At 43.4% G+C, this 13,531-nt stretch carries 18 protein-coding genes and 2 pseudogenes; 2 read left to right on the top strand and 18 right to left on the bottom strand.

The features are described 5' to 3' along the window. Positions 1-379 precede the first annotated feature (379 nt). Positions 380-556: a hypothetical protein gene (locus MMY81_RS05545; protein WP_252311950.1), complete on the bottom strand. Its 177-nt coding sequence runs from the start codon at positions 554-556 to the stop codon at positions 380-382. A 348-nt stretch (positions 557-904) separates the two neighbouring features. Between MMY81_RS05545 and MMY81_RS05540 the strand changes: the two genes are divergently transcribed. Then, positions 905-1,096: a hypothetical protein gene (locus MMY81_RS05540; RefSeq protein WP_252311949.1), complete on the top strand. Its 192-nt coding sequence runs from the start codon at positions 905-907 to the stop codon at positions 1,094-1,096. Positions 1,097-1,348: 252 nt separating this feature from the next. Here the strand turns inward: MMY81_RS05540 and MMY81_RS34995 are convergent. From MMY81_RS34995 to MMY81_RS05460, 17 genes and pseudogenes are all read right to left on the bottom strand, one after another. Continuing rightward, positions 1,349-1,626: pseudogene (locus tag MMY81_RS34995) on the bottom strand (metal ABC transporter solute-binding protein, Zn/Mn family). A 41-nt stretch (positions 1,627-1,667) separates the two neighbouring features. Next, positions 1,668-2,336 (bottom strand): metal ABC transporter solute-binding protein, Zn/Mn family, encoded by a 669-nt coding sequence (locus MMY81_RS05530; protein ID WP_252311948.1) that lies wholly within the window; start codon positions 2,334-2,336, stop codon positions 1,668-1,670. After that, positions 2,314-2,574, bottom strand: coding sequence for a metal ABC transporter substrate-binding protein (locus MMY81_RS05525; RefSeq protein ID WP_252311947.1), 261 nt, complete (start codon positions 2,572-2,574; stop codon positions 2,314-2,316). Before MMY81_RS05525 ends, MMY81_RS05530 begins: the two co-directional genes overlap by 23 nt. Positions 2,575-2,675: 101 nt before the next feature. Continuing rightward, entirely contained in the window at positions 2,676-2,852 is a 177-nt protein-coding gene (locus MMY81_RS34990; RefSeq protein WP_374561412.1) for a ZinT/AdcA family metal-binding protein, read from the bottom strand. Further along, positions 2,816-3,724 (bottom strand): ZinT/AdcA family metal-binding protein, encoded by a 909-nt coding sequence (locus tag MMY81_RS34985; RefSeq protein WP_374561410.1) that lies wholly within the window; start codon positions 3,722-3,724, stop codon positions 2,816-2,818. Before MMY81_RS34985 ends, MMY81_RS34990 begins: the two co-directional genes overlap by 37 nt. A gap of 179 nt (positions 3,725-3,903) precedes the next feature. After that, positions 3,904-4,644, bottom strand: coding sequence for an AIM24 family protein (locus MMY81_RS05515; RefSeq protein WP_252311946.1), 741 nt, complete (start codon positions 4,642-4,644; stop codon positions 3,904-3,906). A gap of 467 nt (positions 4,645-5,111) precedes the next feature. Further along, positions 5,112-5,603, bottom strand: a complete 492-nt coding sequence (locus MMY81_RS05510; protein ID WP_252311945.1) for an outer membrane protein assembly factor BamB family protein — start codon at positions 5,601-5,603, stop codon at positions 5,112-5,114. Positions 5,604-5,677: 74 nt separating this feature from the next. Continuing rightward, positions 5,678-5,932: a hypothetical protein gene (locus tag MMY81_RS05505; protein ID WP_252311944.1), complete on the bottom strand. Its 255-nt coding sequence runs from the start codon at positions 5,930-5,932 to the stop codon at positions 5,678-5,680. A 14-nt stretch (positions 5,933-5,946) separates the two neighbouring features. Next, complete coding sequence (locus MMY81_RS05500) at positions 5,947-6,273, bottom strand: outer membrane protein assembly factor BamB family protein (RefSeq protein ID WP_252311943.1); 327 nt, start codon at positions 6,271-6,273, stop codon at positions 5,947-5,949. Continuing rightward, positions 6,258-6,521 carry a hypothetical protein gene (locus MMY81_RS05495; RefSeq protein WP_252311942.1) on the bottom strand — a complete coding sequence of 88 codons (264 nt, stop codon included), beginning with the start codon at positions 6,519-6,521 and terminating at the stop codon, positions 6,258-6,260. Before MMY81_RS05495 ends, MMY81_RS05500 begins: the two co-directional genes overlap by 16 nt. 94 nt (positions 6,522-6,615) lie before the next feature. Then, on the bottom strand, positions 6,616-7,080 hold the full coding sequence (locus MMY81_RS05490) for a CapA family protein (RefSeq protein ID WP_252311941.1): 465 nt from the start codon (positions 7,078-7,080) through the stop codon (positions 6,616-6,618). Positions 7,081-7,091: 11 nt separating this feature from the next. Then, on the bottom strand, positions 7,092-7,703 hold the full coding sequence (locus MMY81_RS05485) for a CapA family protein (RefSeq protein ID WP_252311940.1): 612 nt from the start codon (positions 7,701-7,703) through the stop codon (positions 7,092-7,094). Between the two features lie 135 nt (positions 7,704-7,838). Continuing rightward, positions 7,839-9,149, bottom strand: a complete 1,311-nt coding sequence (locus MMY81_RS05480) for a hemolysin family protein (RefSeq protein ID WP_252311938.1) — start codon at positions 9,147-9,149, stop codon at positions 7,839-7,841. A 332-nt stretch (positions 9,150-9,481) separates the two neighbouring features. Further along, the gene (locus MMY81_RS05475; protein ID WP_252311937.1) at positions 9,482-9,622 is read right to left on the bottom strand and encodes a universal stress protein; all 141 of its coding nucleotides are present in this window, start codon (positions 9,620-9,622) and stop codon (positions 9,482-9,484) included. A 109-nt stretch (positions 9,623-9,731) separates the two neighbouring features. Beyond that, positions 9,732-10,310 (bottom strand): universal stress protein, encoded by a 579-nt coding sequence (locus tag MMY81_RS05470; RefSeq protein ID WP_252311936.1) that lies wholly within the window; start codon positions 10,308-10,310, stop codon positions 9,732-9,734. 152 nt (positions 10,311-10,462) lie between these two features. After that, positions 10,463-11,531 (bottom strand): annotated as a pseudogene (locus tag MMY81_RS05465) (aldo/keto reductase). 24 nt (positions 11,532-11,555) lie between these two features. Beyond that, positions 11,556-12,578, bottom strand: a complete 1,023-nt coding sequence (locus MMY81_RS05460; RefSeq protein WP_252311935.1) for a zinc-dependent alcohol dehydrogenase family protein — start codon at positions 12,576-12,578, stop codon at positions 11,556-11,558. Between the two features lie 324 nt (positions 12,579-12,902). Between MMY81_RS05460 and MMY81_RS05455 the strand changes: the two genes are divergently transcribed. Next, a complete protein-coding gene (locus tag MMY81_RS05455) occupies positions 12,903-13,529 on the top strand; it encodes a CHRD domain-containing protein (protein ID WP_252311934.1) in 627 nt (208 codons plus the stop codon). Positions 13,530-13,531: the final 2 nt, after the last annotated feature.

Raw genomic sequence — 13,531 nt, 5'->3', positions numbered from 1 at the left:
TTTATTTCTATGCATTATTGTGCACGTGATATCCCATCCTATGTACTTTATGATTTACATTTATTTCATGAGGCATGTTTGTGGTTACATAAAGGGTTAATTATGGGAAGAACCAAGCTTTTTTTTGATGCGTTTTATGTTGATATAGCGCCAGAGAAAGCACCAGAGTATCAGAAAAATAGAAATTCCTATGAATGGCCAGGGCAGGGCATCCACTAACACGATCGCTGTTATGTTAAATAGTAAAAAAGAGAATGGAAAAGCCGATGGCTATATTAGATACAATACGCTCTGCTTTTATGGATGGTTTAAGATCTTTTTTGATGAAGTCCTTTTTTCTCTCTCCATTTTTTCCCCGTAAATTTAACAGCAGGGTCCACTACGATAAAAATGGCAGCAAGATATAGAATTCCTCCCAAATAGAAATAAAATGAGACATAAAAGCACCGGCAAAAGCTCCTACCAGACCAGAAACTGCACCGAGATAGCGGTCGATCTTAGGAGTGAAATATGGAGATTTTATATAGGATTTAATCGATGTCCAGTACTCTGTCATGGTATCTCTCCTTTTTTTTCGTCCTGCATGAGGTACTCTATTTCCTTAACCAGGCAGGTATAATGTTTACGCGGGTAGAAAAAGGTCAATAGTACTTATAGCAGTGAAATGACGTTTTTCATTTTTACATGGGTTCATGTATTAAAAATAAACCATTCATCAACTAAAAAGGAGTTTTTTTATGTCCCAGACGGCATTATCCAAATACATCAGCAATTATGAAGGGGAAGTAAAACAGCTAATTTACTGGAAAGGTATTTAAAAGAAATTTTTTCCGGATGACTCTCTGAAGAGTGAACAAACAGTGTACTCGTTAATACGCATAAAGAATCTACCGTTGATGCATTTATGTATGACACAATGACCGATCAGTTTGCGATTAATAACATTGAAGAAAAAGATAATGAAGTGACAGTATTTATCACTGCAGCCATAACTGCCAGAACAACCGGAAAGATTATTGAAGAGCTGAATACAGATGATAAAAAGAAGAAGCGGAAAAGGCAGGGACATTCGTTTACGATCACAATGTGCCGCTGAGTATTGAGCTGGTATTTGACCCGGCTGTCTATTTAGAGCACCATAATCTTCCACCTGCTCTTACCTCCCACAGGAATATCCAGTTAAACCATGGGGAAGATATTAAAATTGATGAGGAAAAAATAAGATCAACACCAATCGAATGGGAAAACCAATAAATCCTTATAAGAATTTATTCAAAAAACTATTTCCAATTTAAACTAATATTCAAGTAAATAGAAGGAGCCGTCATTGTGACGGCTCTTGTGTTGTTTATTCATTTAATGCTGTTTCTAAGTTTGTTATATTTTCCTGCATTATACTGAAATAGTCTTCATCCTGCTCGTCTTCCATTACTGATTCCATATTATGAATGGTTAGAGCCTCAGCATTTGTTTCATCCTGTACTACTTCTGCCACTTTCGTGGAAATGTTCTGCTCGAGCATCACATGGTTCAGGTCGTTGTCTTCTGCGAGTTTTATTATATACTGCAGCTGACGCTGGACGGCTCTTGATTAGGAGAAATGCCCGTAATCCCAATCTGCTCGATGCCATACCGTTGATTCCAGTATCCATAGCCGGAGTGGGATACTAGAAATTGACGCTTGTCGCTTCTTCACTCAACGTAGTAAATTGTTTATCCAGGTCTTCCAATTTATTAGTGACCTCCTCCAGGTTAGCCGCGAACGCTTCTTCGTGCTCCGGCATCAATGCGGAGAATTCTTCTGTTATTTTCTCCGCCCCTTCCAGCGCAAGCAGCGGATCCAGCCAGACATGCGGGTCCACGTCCCCATGGTCGTCAATTACAATCTCTACAGAGGCTGATTGAACCAAAGGCTCTTCGTTATCATCAAATAGAACGGCCTTTATCTGCTGACCATTCACGGCCGCTTCACCAGTGTAATCATTCCCTTCACTGTCCGGTACAGTACGCCATTCATCATCTTCATAATTTCTTGTATACCAATGCCAATGACCTTCTTCTTCCGATTCGGCGGTTAAAATGACGTCGTCACCTGTATGGTAATGATCGGCGGTGCCTTCCATGTTCACCTCTTCAGGTACATCGTAAGAAGCGTCTACAGCTTCTCCCTCCTCTGCGGCATTGGAGCTGGAAGCTTGGGACCCTCCCTGCATGGTCATATCTTCACTTACTTCAATCATTTCCACGCCGTCGGCTGTTTCTTCCACCGAGTCCGCAAATCCGTCAATTCCTGCACCGTTATAAATAAAAGCATCAGAATCTGAGATATCGATCATTGTCTGCGCGTAGCGTAGGTTCATAGCTGTGGGCATCAGAGCCCGGAGGAACAATATTTTCCACTTCTACGTATTCGCCCCCTATTTCAGATGCCAGTGACTCCCAGGCAAACAACGTCGTGTATACCTGCAGCGGCTGATCTTCATCAGAAGCCCCTTCATTTTCTGTTTCATTTCCGCAGGCACCCGCAATTAACAATGTAGAGAGCGCAGTAGAAAAAAGTATTTTTTTTCTCATGTTATAAACACCTTTCGTTTGGTTCATTTATAATAATCCGGTGATTAGTCAGATAAAAAAAGCGATACAGAATCGTATCGCTTTATGGTGCGACGTACATTTTAGTGGGCAGTCATTTCATGAGCAATTTCGTCTTCATTCATGTTAGAAGGGTAGTACGTAGGCCAGTTTTCTACTTCATCCAGCAGTGCCTCGCGGTCATCTCCCCAGTAGAGATGGAAATGATGAGCATCAGTAGGAATCACATCGTGATCACTGAACTGGATATACTGCGGCATCCCTCAGCTTCTCCATCTAATTTATACACGTAGCGCACACCTCTATTACCGGCTTCATATTCCAGAATTTCATACCCGTCGGATACGTAAGTTCCCGTATGTTCTTCTCCATTTTCAAAAAAAGTGGCCTGACTGCCGTCAAAGATAATACGTTCTACATTGGTTTCATAGCCTTCCTCATAATACTCTTTATATTCTTCTGCAGTCATTTCATCGTCTTCTTCTGCTTTATGTTCAAACACCTCGTCCAGATCTCCATCCTGAAGATAAGGATATACAGACTGCCAGTCTCCTTCCCAATCGGTCAATTCACGATCTTCTACTTCTTCATCTTCAAAATAACCATCGTATATTCTTTGTTCATCTTCACTTAAATCATGATTATGGCCTTCTTCGCCTTCGTGATCGTCGATTACAATTTCGACAGGAGCTGATTGGGCATGCGGTTCATGATCCTCATCATAAATAACAGCTTTTACTTCCTGGCCGTTGTTCTCTGCTTCCCCAGTGTATTCAGCACTTTCCTGACCGGCAATCGGCTCCCACTCTTCGCTGTCCGCAGCTTTTTCATACCAGTGCCAATGATCTGAATCGATATCCTCCTCCAGTTCAGCCGTTAAGGTAACTTCATCCCCTGTATGATAATGATCTGCCAGACCTTGGACTGCTACATCCTCCGGCGCATCAATTTCTCCATTATGTTCTTCTTCGTTTTGATCTTCTCCCTCTTCACTGCTCTGTTCCTCTTGTTCTGCTGCCTCTTCCTCACCGGAGCCCTGATTCTGTACTTCTCCGGATTCTTCTGATCCGCATGCAGCCAGCATAGCGCTGACAGCAGCAATGCTTGTTAATGTAACTAATGATTTTCTCATGACGCCCTCCTCAAATCGTAATTGTTCTTATTTACATTCCAAAGTGTATACCAGGAATTTGGATATGTAAACAATTACTTTTTGAAAAAGTTAAAAACGTCGGTTTTTTTTCAAATCTCCAAAGCCATAAAATATAGAAAAAAGCCTTTAGAATCAGTCTTCTAAAGGCCGGCGTTCTATTATAGAAATTGGCTGATTATAACGTATACTATGGTAAAAAAAGTAGATACACTAAAATGTTTCGTATCACTTACTGCCCCCGGCTGTATAATAACAAATCCTCTTCCTTCAAATTTCATCTGAATGGATTCACCGCTGCCTCTTCCAAGAAAGGTACGATAGTTTATGTCTGTATGAAATTCAGGCTTCACATCACCGGACCAGGCGACCGTAGCCGCGGGATCGGTAAATACCGGCTCACCTGCATAAACCGGCAGCGTCAGCGGCTCGAAGTATGTAGTAATTACCACTTTTCCCTGGCCGTGAAGGGTTATATTAAACAGTCCACCAGACATCACGCCCGCTGCTTTTTTCATCATTTCAATATTCCATTCTACAGACGGTTCAAAAGCGAGAAGGTCTTCCCCTTTTACGGTCAGCCGCTGGCCGTCTAAATCAAGAATGGTAATACGCTTTCCATGATCCGCTAAAAATAAGCGGCCCCGGCCGGAGGCCTTCATGAGATCCTGGCCTTCCGCCGTAAATGTCTTTTTGAAAGCCCGCTCCATCCCATGCTCCAGCGCCCGTTCCCGCTCAAATGCTATATTTCCGGTATACCCGGCCATTGCTCCAATTTTAGCCCAGACCTCACCTGCCAGATCCACCTCCAGTATTCGTTCCGACTGCAGTCCGAAAACCTCCCGCGGCCTCGCTTTAGGTCCTGTTTTGTTTATAAATTCATTTATCGAATAGCTGTTCATATGCCTGCTCCTTTGAATAATTTAAATTGCTCATCCACGCTGCTTCTTCAAGAGCGCTTTAAAGCTTATGTATTTATGATGTCTGGACTGTCTACCGCTGCACTTTCACCTCCATATTGTACTTTTTCACTGGATCCAATACCTATAATATCGAAAATTCTTTCTTCTCTGCACTTCTTACAAATTACCATATTTTACAATATAAATCCAAAAAAATTCTAAAACACTAAATATGTGCTTTAGAATCAGGCTGGTTAATACGTATCTTTTATCGGAGATATGTATAGCTGATAAACATAGTTATTGTGCTGATACATTTCTCTTCTTCACTACCGGGTTTCCTTGAGCATCTTCTATTTTAAAGAGGATGGTTTACCGGCCATTCAGTTTCTTATGTCAGCTGTAAACAGATTTTCTTTTTTTTCTTTGAATTATCAGTAATACCAGTAAAATAAGAGATACCAAAGCTAAAATGGAACGATATATAATAGAAAAAACTCGGCTGCTAAATGAGGCGCTGGTTCTTCTTCAGGCTCTTCTTGAAGAGGAGGCAATTCTAATAAATCTGCTGTCGGTAACGCATAAACGTTGTTGTCCTGGCTCCCTGTCAGCAGCGTGTCGTTTATAAGAACTGGACCTGAAGGTGCAAGCGTGCCGCCAAGTTCTTTTGCTGCCAGTTCCGTACCGTTTTCCGTATCCAATGCATGCACAAATCCAGCCGCATTTGTAAAATAAACGATCCCATCTTTAGCTACAGGAGGTGCTTTAATAGCAGCATTGTTGAACTCCCATTCTTTTTCTCCGGACTTTAGATCAAACGCATAAAAACTTTCAGTAAAAGGGCTTCCCACGAAAACACGGTCTTCATAAATCATGGGCGCCCCCGATTTATTATTTTTCACCGTATCTCCTGGGCCGATACTCGTTTCCCATACTATGTCTCCTGTATCGGTGTCCATCGCGTAAAGAACATGGTGAGGTCCGCCTGCGTTTACAGTAAAAAGATTCCCTGAAATGACAGCCTGAAATTTCTTCAGATACGCCTGCCACAGTCCTTGTTCCCGTAAACTTCATAGTATGGCACTTCCCTCGAATTAGAGACTGCACTGGTTACTACCAGGCCGTCTGCTGTAACAGGAGGCGCATCATCCAATCCGGCATAAACCGTATCAAATTCTGTCTGCCAGGATATTGAATCATCAGCCAGATCGTATGCGGTAAAAGTATAAGGCTGTGGAGCGCCGCCGCCAACAAAAAGCTGCTCCCCTGAAATAACAGGAGAGGACATACTTACAATATGCCCTATCTTTTCCTGATGAACGGCATTTCCGGTCTCCGCATCAAGCTTATATAAATACTGGTCTCCGTCGCTGCATATACATGGCCTTTAAAGTAAGCCGGAGTTGGCATAACCTGGCCCGGCGTTTTATATTCCCACAAAGTCTCCCCTGTGTCTGCATTTAGAGCGAGCACTCCATTATCACCCCGGCCTCTAAGCTCCGGCTCCTGAAAAAAACGATTACCAAAACCAACATACAGCACGTTTTCATGAAAAATCATTTCGGAATGAACCCAATTAGGCGCCTGCGCTTCCCATATCCGCTCTCCGCTTGTTATATCAAAGGCCAACAGCTCGCCAGATTCATGATTTCCGACAAATAACCGTTCCCGACAACGACCGGTGTGGCTCTTACTTCATTATCAGTAAGGAAGGAAGTCATATCCAGCGGCTCACCATTGGCATCATTAAAAAACGGATTGTTCGTTTCATTCATTCGGTACTGCGTCCATTCTTCCGGACCAAACGCATAGGCAGAAGAAACCCAAAGCGTTGATACCGAAAGAAAAATCAAAAACGTGACTACTATTTTTAACAACTTCTCATCACCTTTAAAAACATATTTCTTTAAGTATAGCAGTTCTCCTTTCTTAATATGCAGCCAATCACATAAGGAAATATTCTTTATCTATCTATCCACTGGTAGATGTGGTCCTCAGTTCCTGCTCGGTTTCTCCTCCATTAGGGGGATGCTCTGCGTCTGCCATAGGCTTGACGATATACTCGTTTTCCGGTCCAGGCACTACCTGCGTGAAATCAATATTCGGCTCGGATATGATCATTTCATCTCCTGCTTTTTCTACTTCGAAAGTGGCCACCCCTCCCGTATCTGTATATTTCTGATCCTGACCTGTATAAAAGTTACCGAGAGAATAATAAACAAGTGTCTGATTTCCTTTTTTTCCTTTTACCGATTCTATCGGCTGCAGCACATGGGGATGATGACCGATCACTACATCTACCTCTTCATCGGCTAGAAAAGCAGCCATTTCCTTCTGTTCCTCATTGGGCAGCCTTTCGTATTCGGTCCCCCAATGCATATTTACCATCAGAACATCCACTTTGTCTTTTAAATCCCTGACCTCTTCTTGTATCACCTCCTGATCAATCACCTGTACGGCATATTCATGGCCGTCGGTATGGTATAACCGTTCAATCCATAAGTATAAGAAAGCATGCCTACGTCAATTTCATCTATCGATACAATTCTCGGTGACGCTGCGTCTTCCTCGTCTTTATACACACCCACATAGTCCATTCCGATTTCTTCGTAATAGCTGACTGCGTTATGTATCGCTTCCATTCCCCGGTCCAACGTATGATTGTTGGCACCAGAAACCATATCTACTCCGGCATCCTGCAGCGCATCAACAATGGCAAAGGGACTGTTAAAGGAAGGATATGCCGATAAGCCAAGATCTTCTCCACCAGGAATGGATTCCTGATTTACTATGGTAAAATCCGGTTCCTCCAGCAGCGGAGTTACGTTTTCTAGCGCTGGTGCAAAATCATATTCGCCATTTTCTTCCATTCTTTTATAAACCCTGCCATGAAGCAGAACATCTCCTGCTGCTCCAATCGTTATCGACGTGTCTTCAGTTTCTGTCTGTACGTTTTCTTCTTGATCATTTCCTGTCTGCTGCTCGTTTTGTACTTCTTCAGTCACACAGCCTGTAAGCAAAATAACAATACTCATATACCCTATAGTAACGGCACGCATTGCATCCTCCTTAAAAACCATCATTTATATGATTAATATATCATAATATTTCTAATAATTTGAAATAAAATAGGTAAATATACTAATTTGAAAACAAAAAAATCCCGCTATGCCCATGCATAGCGGTTTTTTGTTTTATATAATCTGCTGCGTATTGATAAATTGAAGGGAGACCTGCTTGATTTGATGGTGATCCGTGTCCAGTATTTCCCACCGTTTTCCATCTTGTTCCACCACTTTATCGGCTCCAGCGGTACATTTCATTTGGAGCCAGCCTCCAATAGTGTCGATCTCCTCTTCATTTGAAAAGGTAATACTCAGTTGTTTCTCAATATCATCGAGCAGAGTCCGGCCGTTAATGTGATACAGACCTTCTTCTACTTTTTGAATATCAGAAACTTCTTCCGTATCAAATTCGTCTCGTATTTCGCCGACAATTTCTTCCAATATATCTTCCATAGTAACCAGACCGGCTGTCCCTCCATACTCATCAAGAAGCAGGGCCATGTGCACCCTTTCTTTTTTCATATGAACAAGCACATCCTGAATGGCGGCATGCTCCGGCATTACTGGAAGGCTCTGCATGTAGTCTCTTAATACAATACGACGGCCTGCCACATAGTCGATTAGTATTTTCTTTACGTTTACAAAACCAATTACGTTATCTTTGTCGCCGTCTTCTGTGACCGGATAACGAGTATGCTCGTGTTCATGAAAAACTTCCAGCATCTCTTCCTGATTCATATCAACCCGAAGTGTATTCATATCTGTTCGGGGAATCATGATATCCCGGGCGGCCCGTTCATCAAACGCAAAAATATTTTCCATATACTGCAGTTCCGTTTTATTAATTTCACCACTCTGGAAGCTCTGGGTCATAATAATCTTCAGTTCTTCCTCCGAGTGTGCCTGTTCGTGTCCGGCTGGTTCTACACCAAACATGCGCAGAAACAGACGTGCTGATCCATTCAATGTCCAGATAAATGGAAACATCAGTTTACCGAACCAGTACAGCGGCGGAGCAAGAAGCAGGGTCATTTTCTCTGCATATTGAATAGCCAGAGTTTTGGGCGCTAATTCACCAATTACCACGTGCAGAAAAGTCACGACCGAAAAGGCGATAACAAAGGAAATAATGGTAGCAAGAGCCTGGGCCGTTCCTAAGCTGTCAAATAAAGGATAAAGCAGGCGTTCTACAGTCGGCTTTCCAAGCCACCCGAGTCCGAGTGCCGTCACGGTAATGCCAAGCTGGCAGGCAGATAAATAATAGTCCAGCTTTTCAGCCACTTTCTTTGCCTTGTCCGCTTTTTTATTCCCTTCAGCAATCAGCTGATCCAGACGTGACATACGTACTTTAACAACGGCGAATTCCGATCCTACAAAAAACGCAGTTAACCCTATCAATACAACAACCAATAATAAATTCGTAATCAATATAATATCCAAATAGTCCCTTTAAAAGGGATTCACCTCCGTATTTTTTCCATCGGTTCCGTCCCGATGTGATGAATCTGTTTATCTCCGATGCAGGAGCCAGCCTCTTTTTATGGAAAAAGAGAAAACACACACTTTTCGAACACAGTGTTATTCGATGGTATGTTACATGTCAGCCAATCCCTGCCTTTTCATAAAGTAGATTAAATATACCACACCTTTATGAAAAAGAAAGGAAAAAGATTGTAAATGTTTCATGACACACGTTCATTTAATCCTCAATAGGCATTAAAAACCTGGGCCGGGCCACCAGAACATCACAATCGGCTCTGCGTACGATGCCTTCAGAGACAACTTCCCAGCCGCAGTCCCTTTTCTCTACCAGCTCCTACAGCTCCTGCTATAATAAGATCCGACTGAAAGCGCACGGCTGTTTCTTTTGGAATCGTATGCTTGGGAGAGCCGTATTCGAGTGTAATCGTCATATCGCTGTTTCCTTTTTCGGCAGCCAGTTCTCTATACTTCTCGAGCAGCAGTTCTCCATTTTTAAATATACATCCTGAATATCCTCTTGAAGCTGTTCAAGAGAATGAACTAATGGCGTATGGAGTACGTGTACAGCTGTAACATCGGCTTTTTGTGATTCAGCCAGATCCAGACGGCCGTAAATGCATTCACAGCCATAGATGATTCATCAATACATATAAGAATCCGCTGATAGTTCTCCAAAGGATTCCTGTTCCGCACTACCAGCACATCACATTCTGCGTGGTGTGCCATACCGGAAGATACGCTTCCTAGGACGTACCGCTCTATCGGGCCAAGTCCCGATGAGCCGGTTATAACTAAATCAATACTGTAGAGTGGAAGAACGTCCTCCGCCATTTTCTTCTGGGGGAAAGGATCTCGTTTTATAATTGTTTCCACATGGGTAAGACCCGCTTGTTCTGCCTGCTTTTTACTTTCTTTTAAAATATTCAGCCCGTTTTCTACAGCGGCCTGTTTAATTTCATCACGGTATACCGGCACCCTGCTGTACTCTCTGCTTTCCACTACGTGACAAATGAACAAACGGCTGCTGTGCTGTAAGGCTAGATAAATTCCACGTTTTAATGCAAGCTCCGCATGCTCCGAACCATCTGTTGCGACTAAAATACGTTTATATCTTTCCATCCATAACACCAGCTTTAGTCGTATTTGTTCCATCTATTATAATAAGAATACTGATTTCACAATGTGATATGTCTCACAGTACCCACACATTTTCTCAGCATTCAGCATAAAGAAAGCCTTGAAGTTTCCCTTCAAGGCTTTTCGTTATACGTTTATTCAATTCCCAGGGTTTTTTTGTATCCTTCCAGATACGTTTTTTCAGATGGTGACGCCTGCTCAAATCCACTCATTGCGCGGTGCCATAATGGATATATCGGTGCCGGCCGGGCTGCTGCCTCTATTTTTTCTGTTTCTTCTTTAGTAAGAACAATATCAAATGAAGCGATATTTTCACGCAGCTGTTTTTCATTTCGCGCAGCTATAACCACCGGGCCGACATTCGGCCGATCCTTTACCCAGGAAAGCGCAGCCTGAGGAACGCTGACGCCGTGGTTGTCGGCTGCTTCCTGAAGGGTATCAATCACATCATACAGCCGCTCTTTATCCATGACCCATGGCTCCGGCCAGCCTTCACCCTGTCTTGTGTCTTTAGGAGCCTGCTTATGGCGGCTGATTTTTCCGTTAAGAAGGCCTTCACCCAGCGGACTCCAGATCATCGACCCCACACCCAGCTCACTGCCGGCCGGAAGCAGTTCATACTCAGCTTCCCGTGCTTCCGGGCTGTAGTAAATCTGCTGGCATATCGGCGGAACCAATCCTGCCTGTTCGGCATAAGTTACCGTTTTGGCTAAAGCCCAGCCGCTGTAATTGGATACACCCCAGTATCTGATTTTTCCGGACTTCACCAGATCCGTCATCGCCTGAACCGTCTCTTCAACAGGTGTCTGACCGTCCCAGAGAATGGACAAAATAAAGATCCAGATAATCCGTGCCGAGCCGCTCCAGTGATTGATCAATTGACATTTCCAGATTTATTCTTGATGCACCGCGGGCATTTGGGTTGCCTTCAAAAGGAAAGCCCGTTTTTGAAGTGAGTAGCACTTTTTCCCGGCGTCCTTTAATTGCAGCGCCGAGCACTCTTTCCGCATCTCCTTGAGAATAAAGGTTTGCAGTATCGAACGCATTGATCCCTGCTTCCAGAGCAATATCCACCATTCGTCTAGCTTCTTCTTCTTTAATATTTCCGGTAGCTTCAAAACCATTTGTACCGCTGAAAGGAACGGTCCCTAGTATATACTTCGCCATACGCAGACCTGAATTTCCTAATGTAATATATTCCATCATATCTCTCCTTGGATTTGTTTCTTATTTTTCGTGGGAAATAACAATTTTCCCAAAGAAATTCTGGCTTTTTAAATGTTCATACGCGTCTCTTGCTTTTTCGAATGGATATACTGTATCTACAATAGGAGTCAATTTATGGGCGGTTATCGCTTTATTCATGGTTTCAAACATATCGCGGTTTCCTACCATAATCGTTCTTGTGCTTGCTTTGCCGAATAAATCATAGTAATTAATCGCTTCGCCTGTTCTGGTAAGAACCCCTATCAGCGCCAGCTCTTCTCCTGGAGCCACCGCCTGGATCGACTGTGGAAAGCTGGCAGGTCCCACTACTTCGACAACACGGTTTACTCCGCCGGGAAGAAGTTCTTTTACTTTTTTTCCCCATTCAGGCGTATCGGTATAGTTAATAATCTGATCCGATCCCATCTCTTGAAGCTTTTCTGCTTTCCAGCCGCTCGATGTAGTGGAAATAACATGCAGTCCCAGTGCCTTTGCAAACTGCACAGCAAAAACAGAAACACCGCCGGTGCCAAGCGTTAATACCGAATCACCGGCTTCCAGTGGAGACGGACCGTGAAGGGCGTTCCAGGCAGTTACTGCAGCACATGGAAGCGCCGCTCCCTGCTCATACGTTAAATGATCAGGCAGCTTTACAAGTTCTTCCGGATGAATCGCTTTATAATCCATCAGCCAGCCATCGCTGTGAGAACCATAAGGCTCTAGGTAACCAGGCATTCTTCTGCCGCTGAACCATTCTTTTGTAAAATTGCCGGCTACCCGGTCACCAACTTGAAAACGGCGTACATCGGAGCCTGCTTCCACAATCTCCCCTGCTCCATCAGACAGCTGAACCGTATTTTCGTTTAATTTACCAGGATAATTTCCTTCGGCCAGGGCAAGATCACGGTAGTTTAATGAGGTAGCTTTAACCCGGACCAATACTTCATTACGTCCTATTTCGGGAATGCTTTCTTCGTTCATTTTTAAATGCTCTATACTCCCGGCCTGTTCGAGCCGAAAGGTGCGGTTTTTATTATCTGTCATAATCAGCCTCCTCTACATAGTTACTTTCCTCATATTCCCAACTTAAAAGGCAGTTGAAACAGCCCTTCTTTAATATCTTTTAAAGAAGGGCTGTTTTCTATAGAAATACGAAGAACAACTGTTTCGATAAAGGTCGAAAAAAGGCTGAGGCATTACATTTTGTTTATTAATTTTAAAAATTCTGTTTATTTATGATCCGATACCTTCATTTATTCGTTCCCTCTATAATTGGATGTTTTTTTCCTTATTCATGCATTCAATAAAGGAGGATCGCCGCTCGGATCAACATGTTTATTATTTCAAATTCGAAAGGGGAATGTACAAATGAAAAAAAGAGTTGTACTGCCATTAACGTCCGTCTTCGCCTTTACCGCTTTTGCAGGAACCGCCGCCGCTGATCATGAGGGCCGTGAGTTTTTAGTTGAATTAACTCCAGATGAAGTAACAAGCGAAGTAGAAACTGACGCCATGGGACAGGGTCACTTCGAAGTCAGTGAAGATGGTGATTCAATTGAATACTCTCTACATGCAGAAAATCTCGATGGGGCTGTAGCCGGACACCTTCACAGCGGAGCTAAAGGAGAAGATGGTCCGCCTGCGGAGCTGGTCCTATTTGAAAATGATGAACCGATGGATTACGACGGAGACGTAGCATCCGGTACGCTGACTGAAGATGACCTTATTGGAGAAATGACGTGGGAGGAAGTATCAATGGGCCTGGTCGCCGGTGAAATTTACACAGATGTACACACCGAAGACTATCCGGACGGCGAACTGCGCGGCCAGCTTGATGAGGATGCACAGGATGCGGCCATGATGCCCGAGGAGATGCCCCAGACAGGAATGGGTGGAACCGGTAATGACAGCTGGATGACGGCTTTCTGGGCTAGTATAACAGCTCTTGCCGGAGGAACAGCCGCTTTGTTTATCCGAAGAAAAAATCAAGCATAACC

Source organism: Sinobaca sp. H24 (assembly GCF_023845525.1).
Note: the sequence above shows the minus strand (reverse complement) of the source record. Positions and strands in the feature narration are given on the sequence as shown.

Bases quoted from the DNA above. Each gene is read 5' to 3' on its own strand.
- MMY81_RS34990 (WP_374561412.1), bottom strand. From the start codon at position 2,852: ATGCCGCAGTATATCCAGTTCAGTGATCACGATGTGATTCCTACTGAT.
- MMY81_RS05525 (WP_252311947.1), bottom strand. From the start codon at position 2,574: ATGAGAAAAAAAATACTTTTTTCTACTGCGCTCTCTACATTGTTAATT.
- MMY81_RS05485 (WP_252311940.1), bottom strand. From the start codon at position 7,703: ATGCGTGCCGTTACTATAGGGTATATGAGTATTGTTATTTTGCTTACA.
- MMY81_RS05540 (WP_252311949.1), top strand. From the start codon at position 905: ATGTATGACACAATGACCGATCAGTTTGCGATTAATAACATTGAAGAA.
- MMY81_RS05460 (WP_252311935.1), bottom strand. From the start codon at position 12,578: ATGACAGATAATAAAAACCGCACCTTTCGGCTCGAACAGGCCGGGAGT.
- MMY81_RS05475 (WP_252311937.1), bottom strand. From the start codon at position 9,622: ATGACGATTACACTCGAATACGGCTCTCCCAAGCATACGATTCCAAAA.
- MMY81_RS05455 (WP_252311934.1), top strand. From the start codon at position 12,903: ATGAAAAAAAGAGTTGTACTGCCATTAACGTCCGTCTTCGCCTTTACC.
- MMY81_RS05505 (WP_252311944.1), bottom strand. From the start codon at position 5,932: ATGTCCTCTCCTGTTATTTCAGGGGAGCAGCTTTTTGTTGGCGGCGGC.
- MMY81_RS34985 (WP_374561410.1), bottom strand. From the start codon at position 3,724: ATGAGAAAATCATTAGTTACATTAACAAGCATTGCTGCTGTCAGCGCT.
- MMY81_RS05470 (WP_252311936.1), bottom strand. From the start codon at position 10,310: ATGGAAAGATATAAACGTATTTTAGTCGCAACAGATGGTTCGGAGCAT.
- MMY81_RS05515 (WP_252311946.1), bottom strand. From the start codon at position 4,644: ATGAACAGCTATTCGATAAATGAATTTATAAACAAAACAGGACCTAAA.
- MMY81_RS05545 (WP_252311950.1), bottom strand. From the start codon at position 556: ATGACAGAGTACTGGACATCGATTAAATCCTATATAAAATCTCCATAT.
- MMY81_RS05510 (WP_252311945.1), bottom strand. From the start codon at position 5,603: ATGGACACCGATACAGGAGACATAGTATGGGAAACGAGTATCGGCCCA.
- MMY81_RS05530 (WP_252311948.1), bottom strand. From the start codon at position 2,336: ATGATCGATATCTCAGATTCTGATGCTTTTATTTATAACGGTGCAGGA.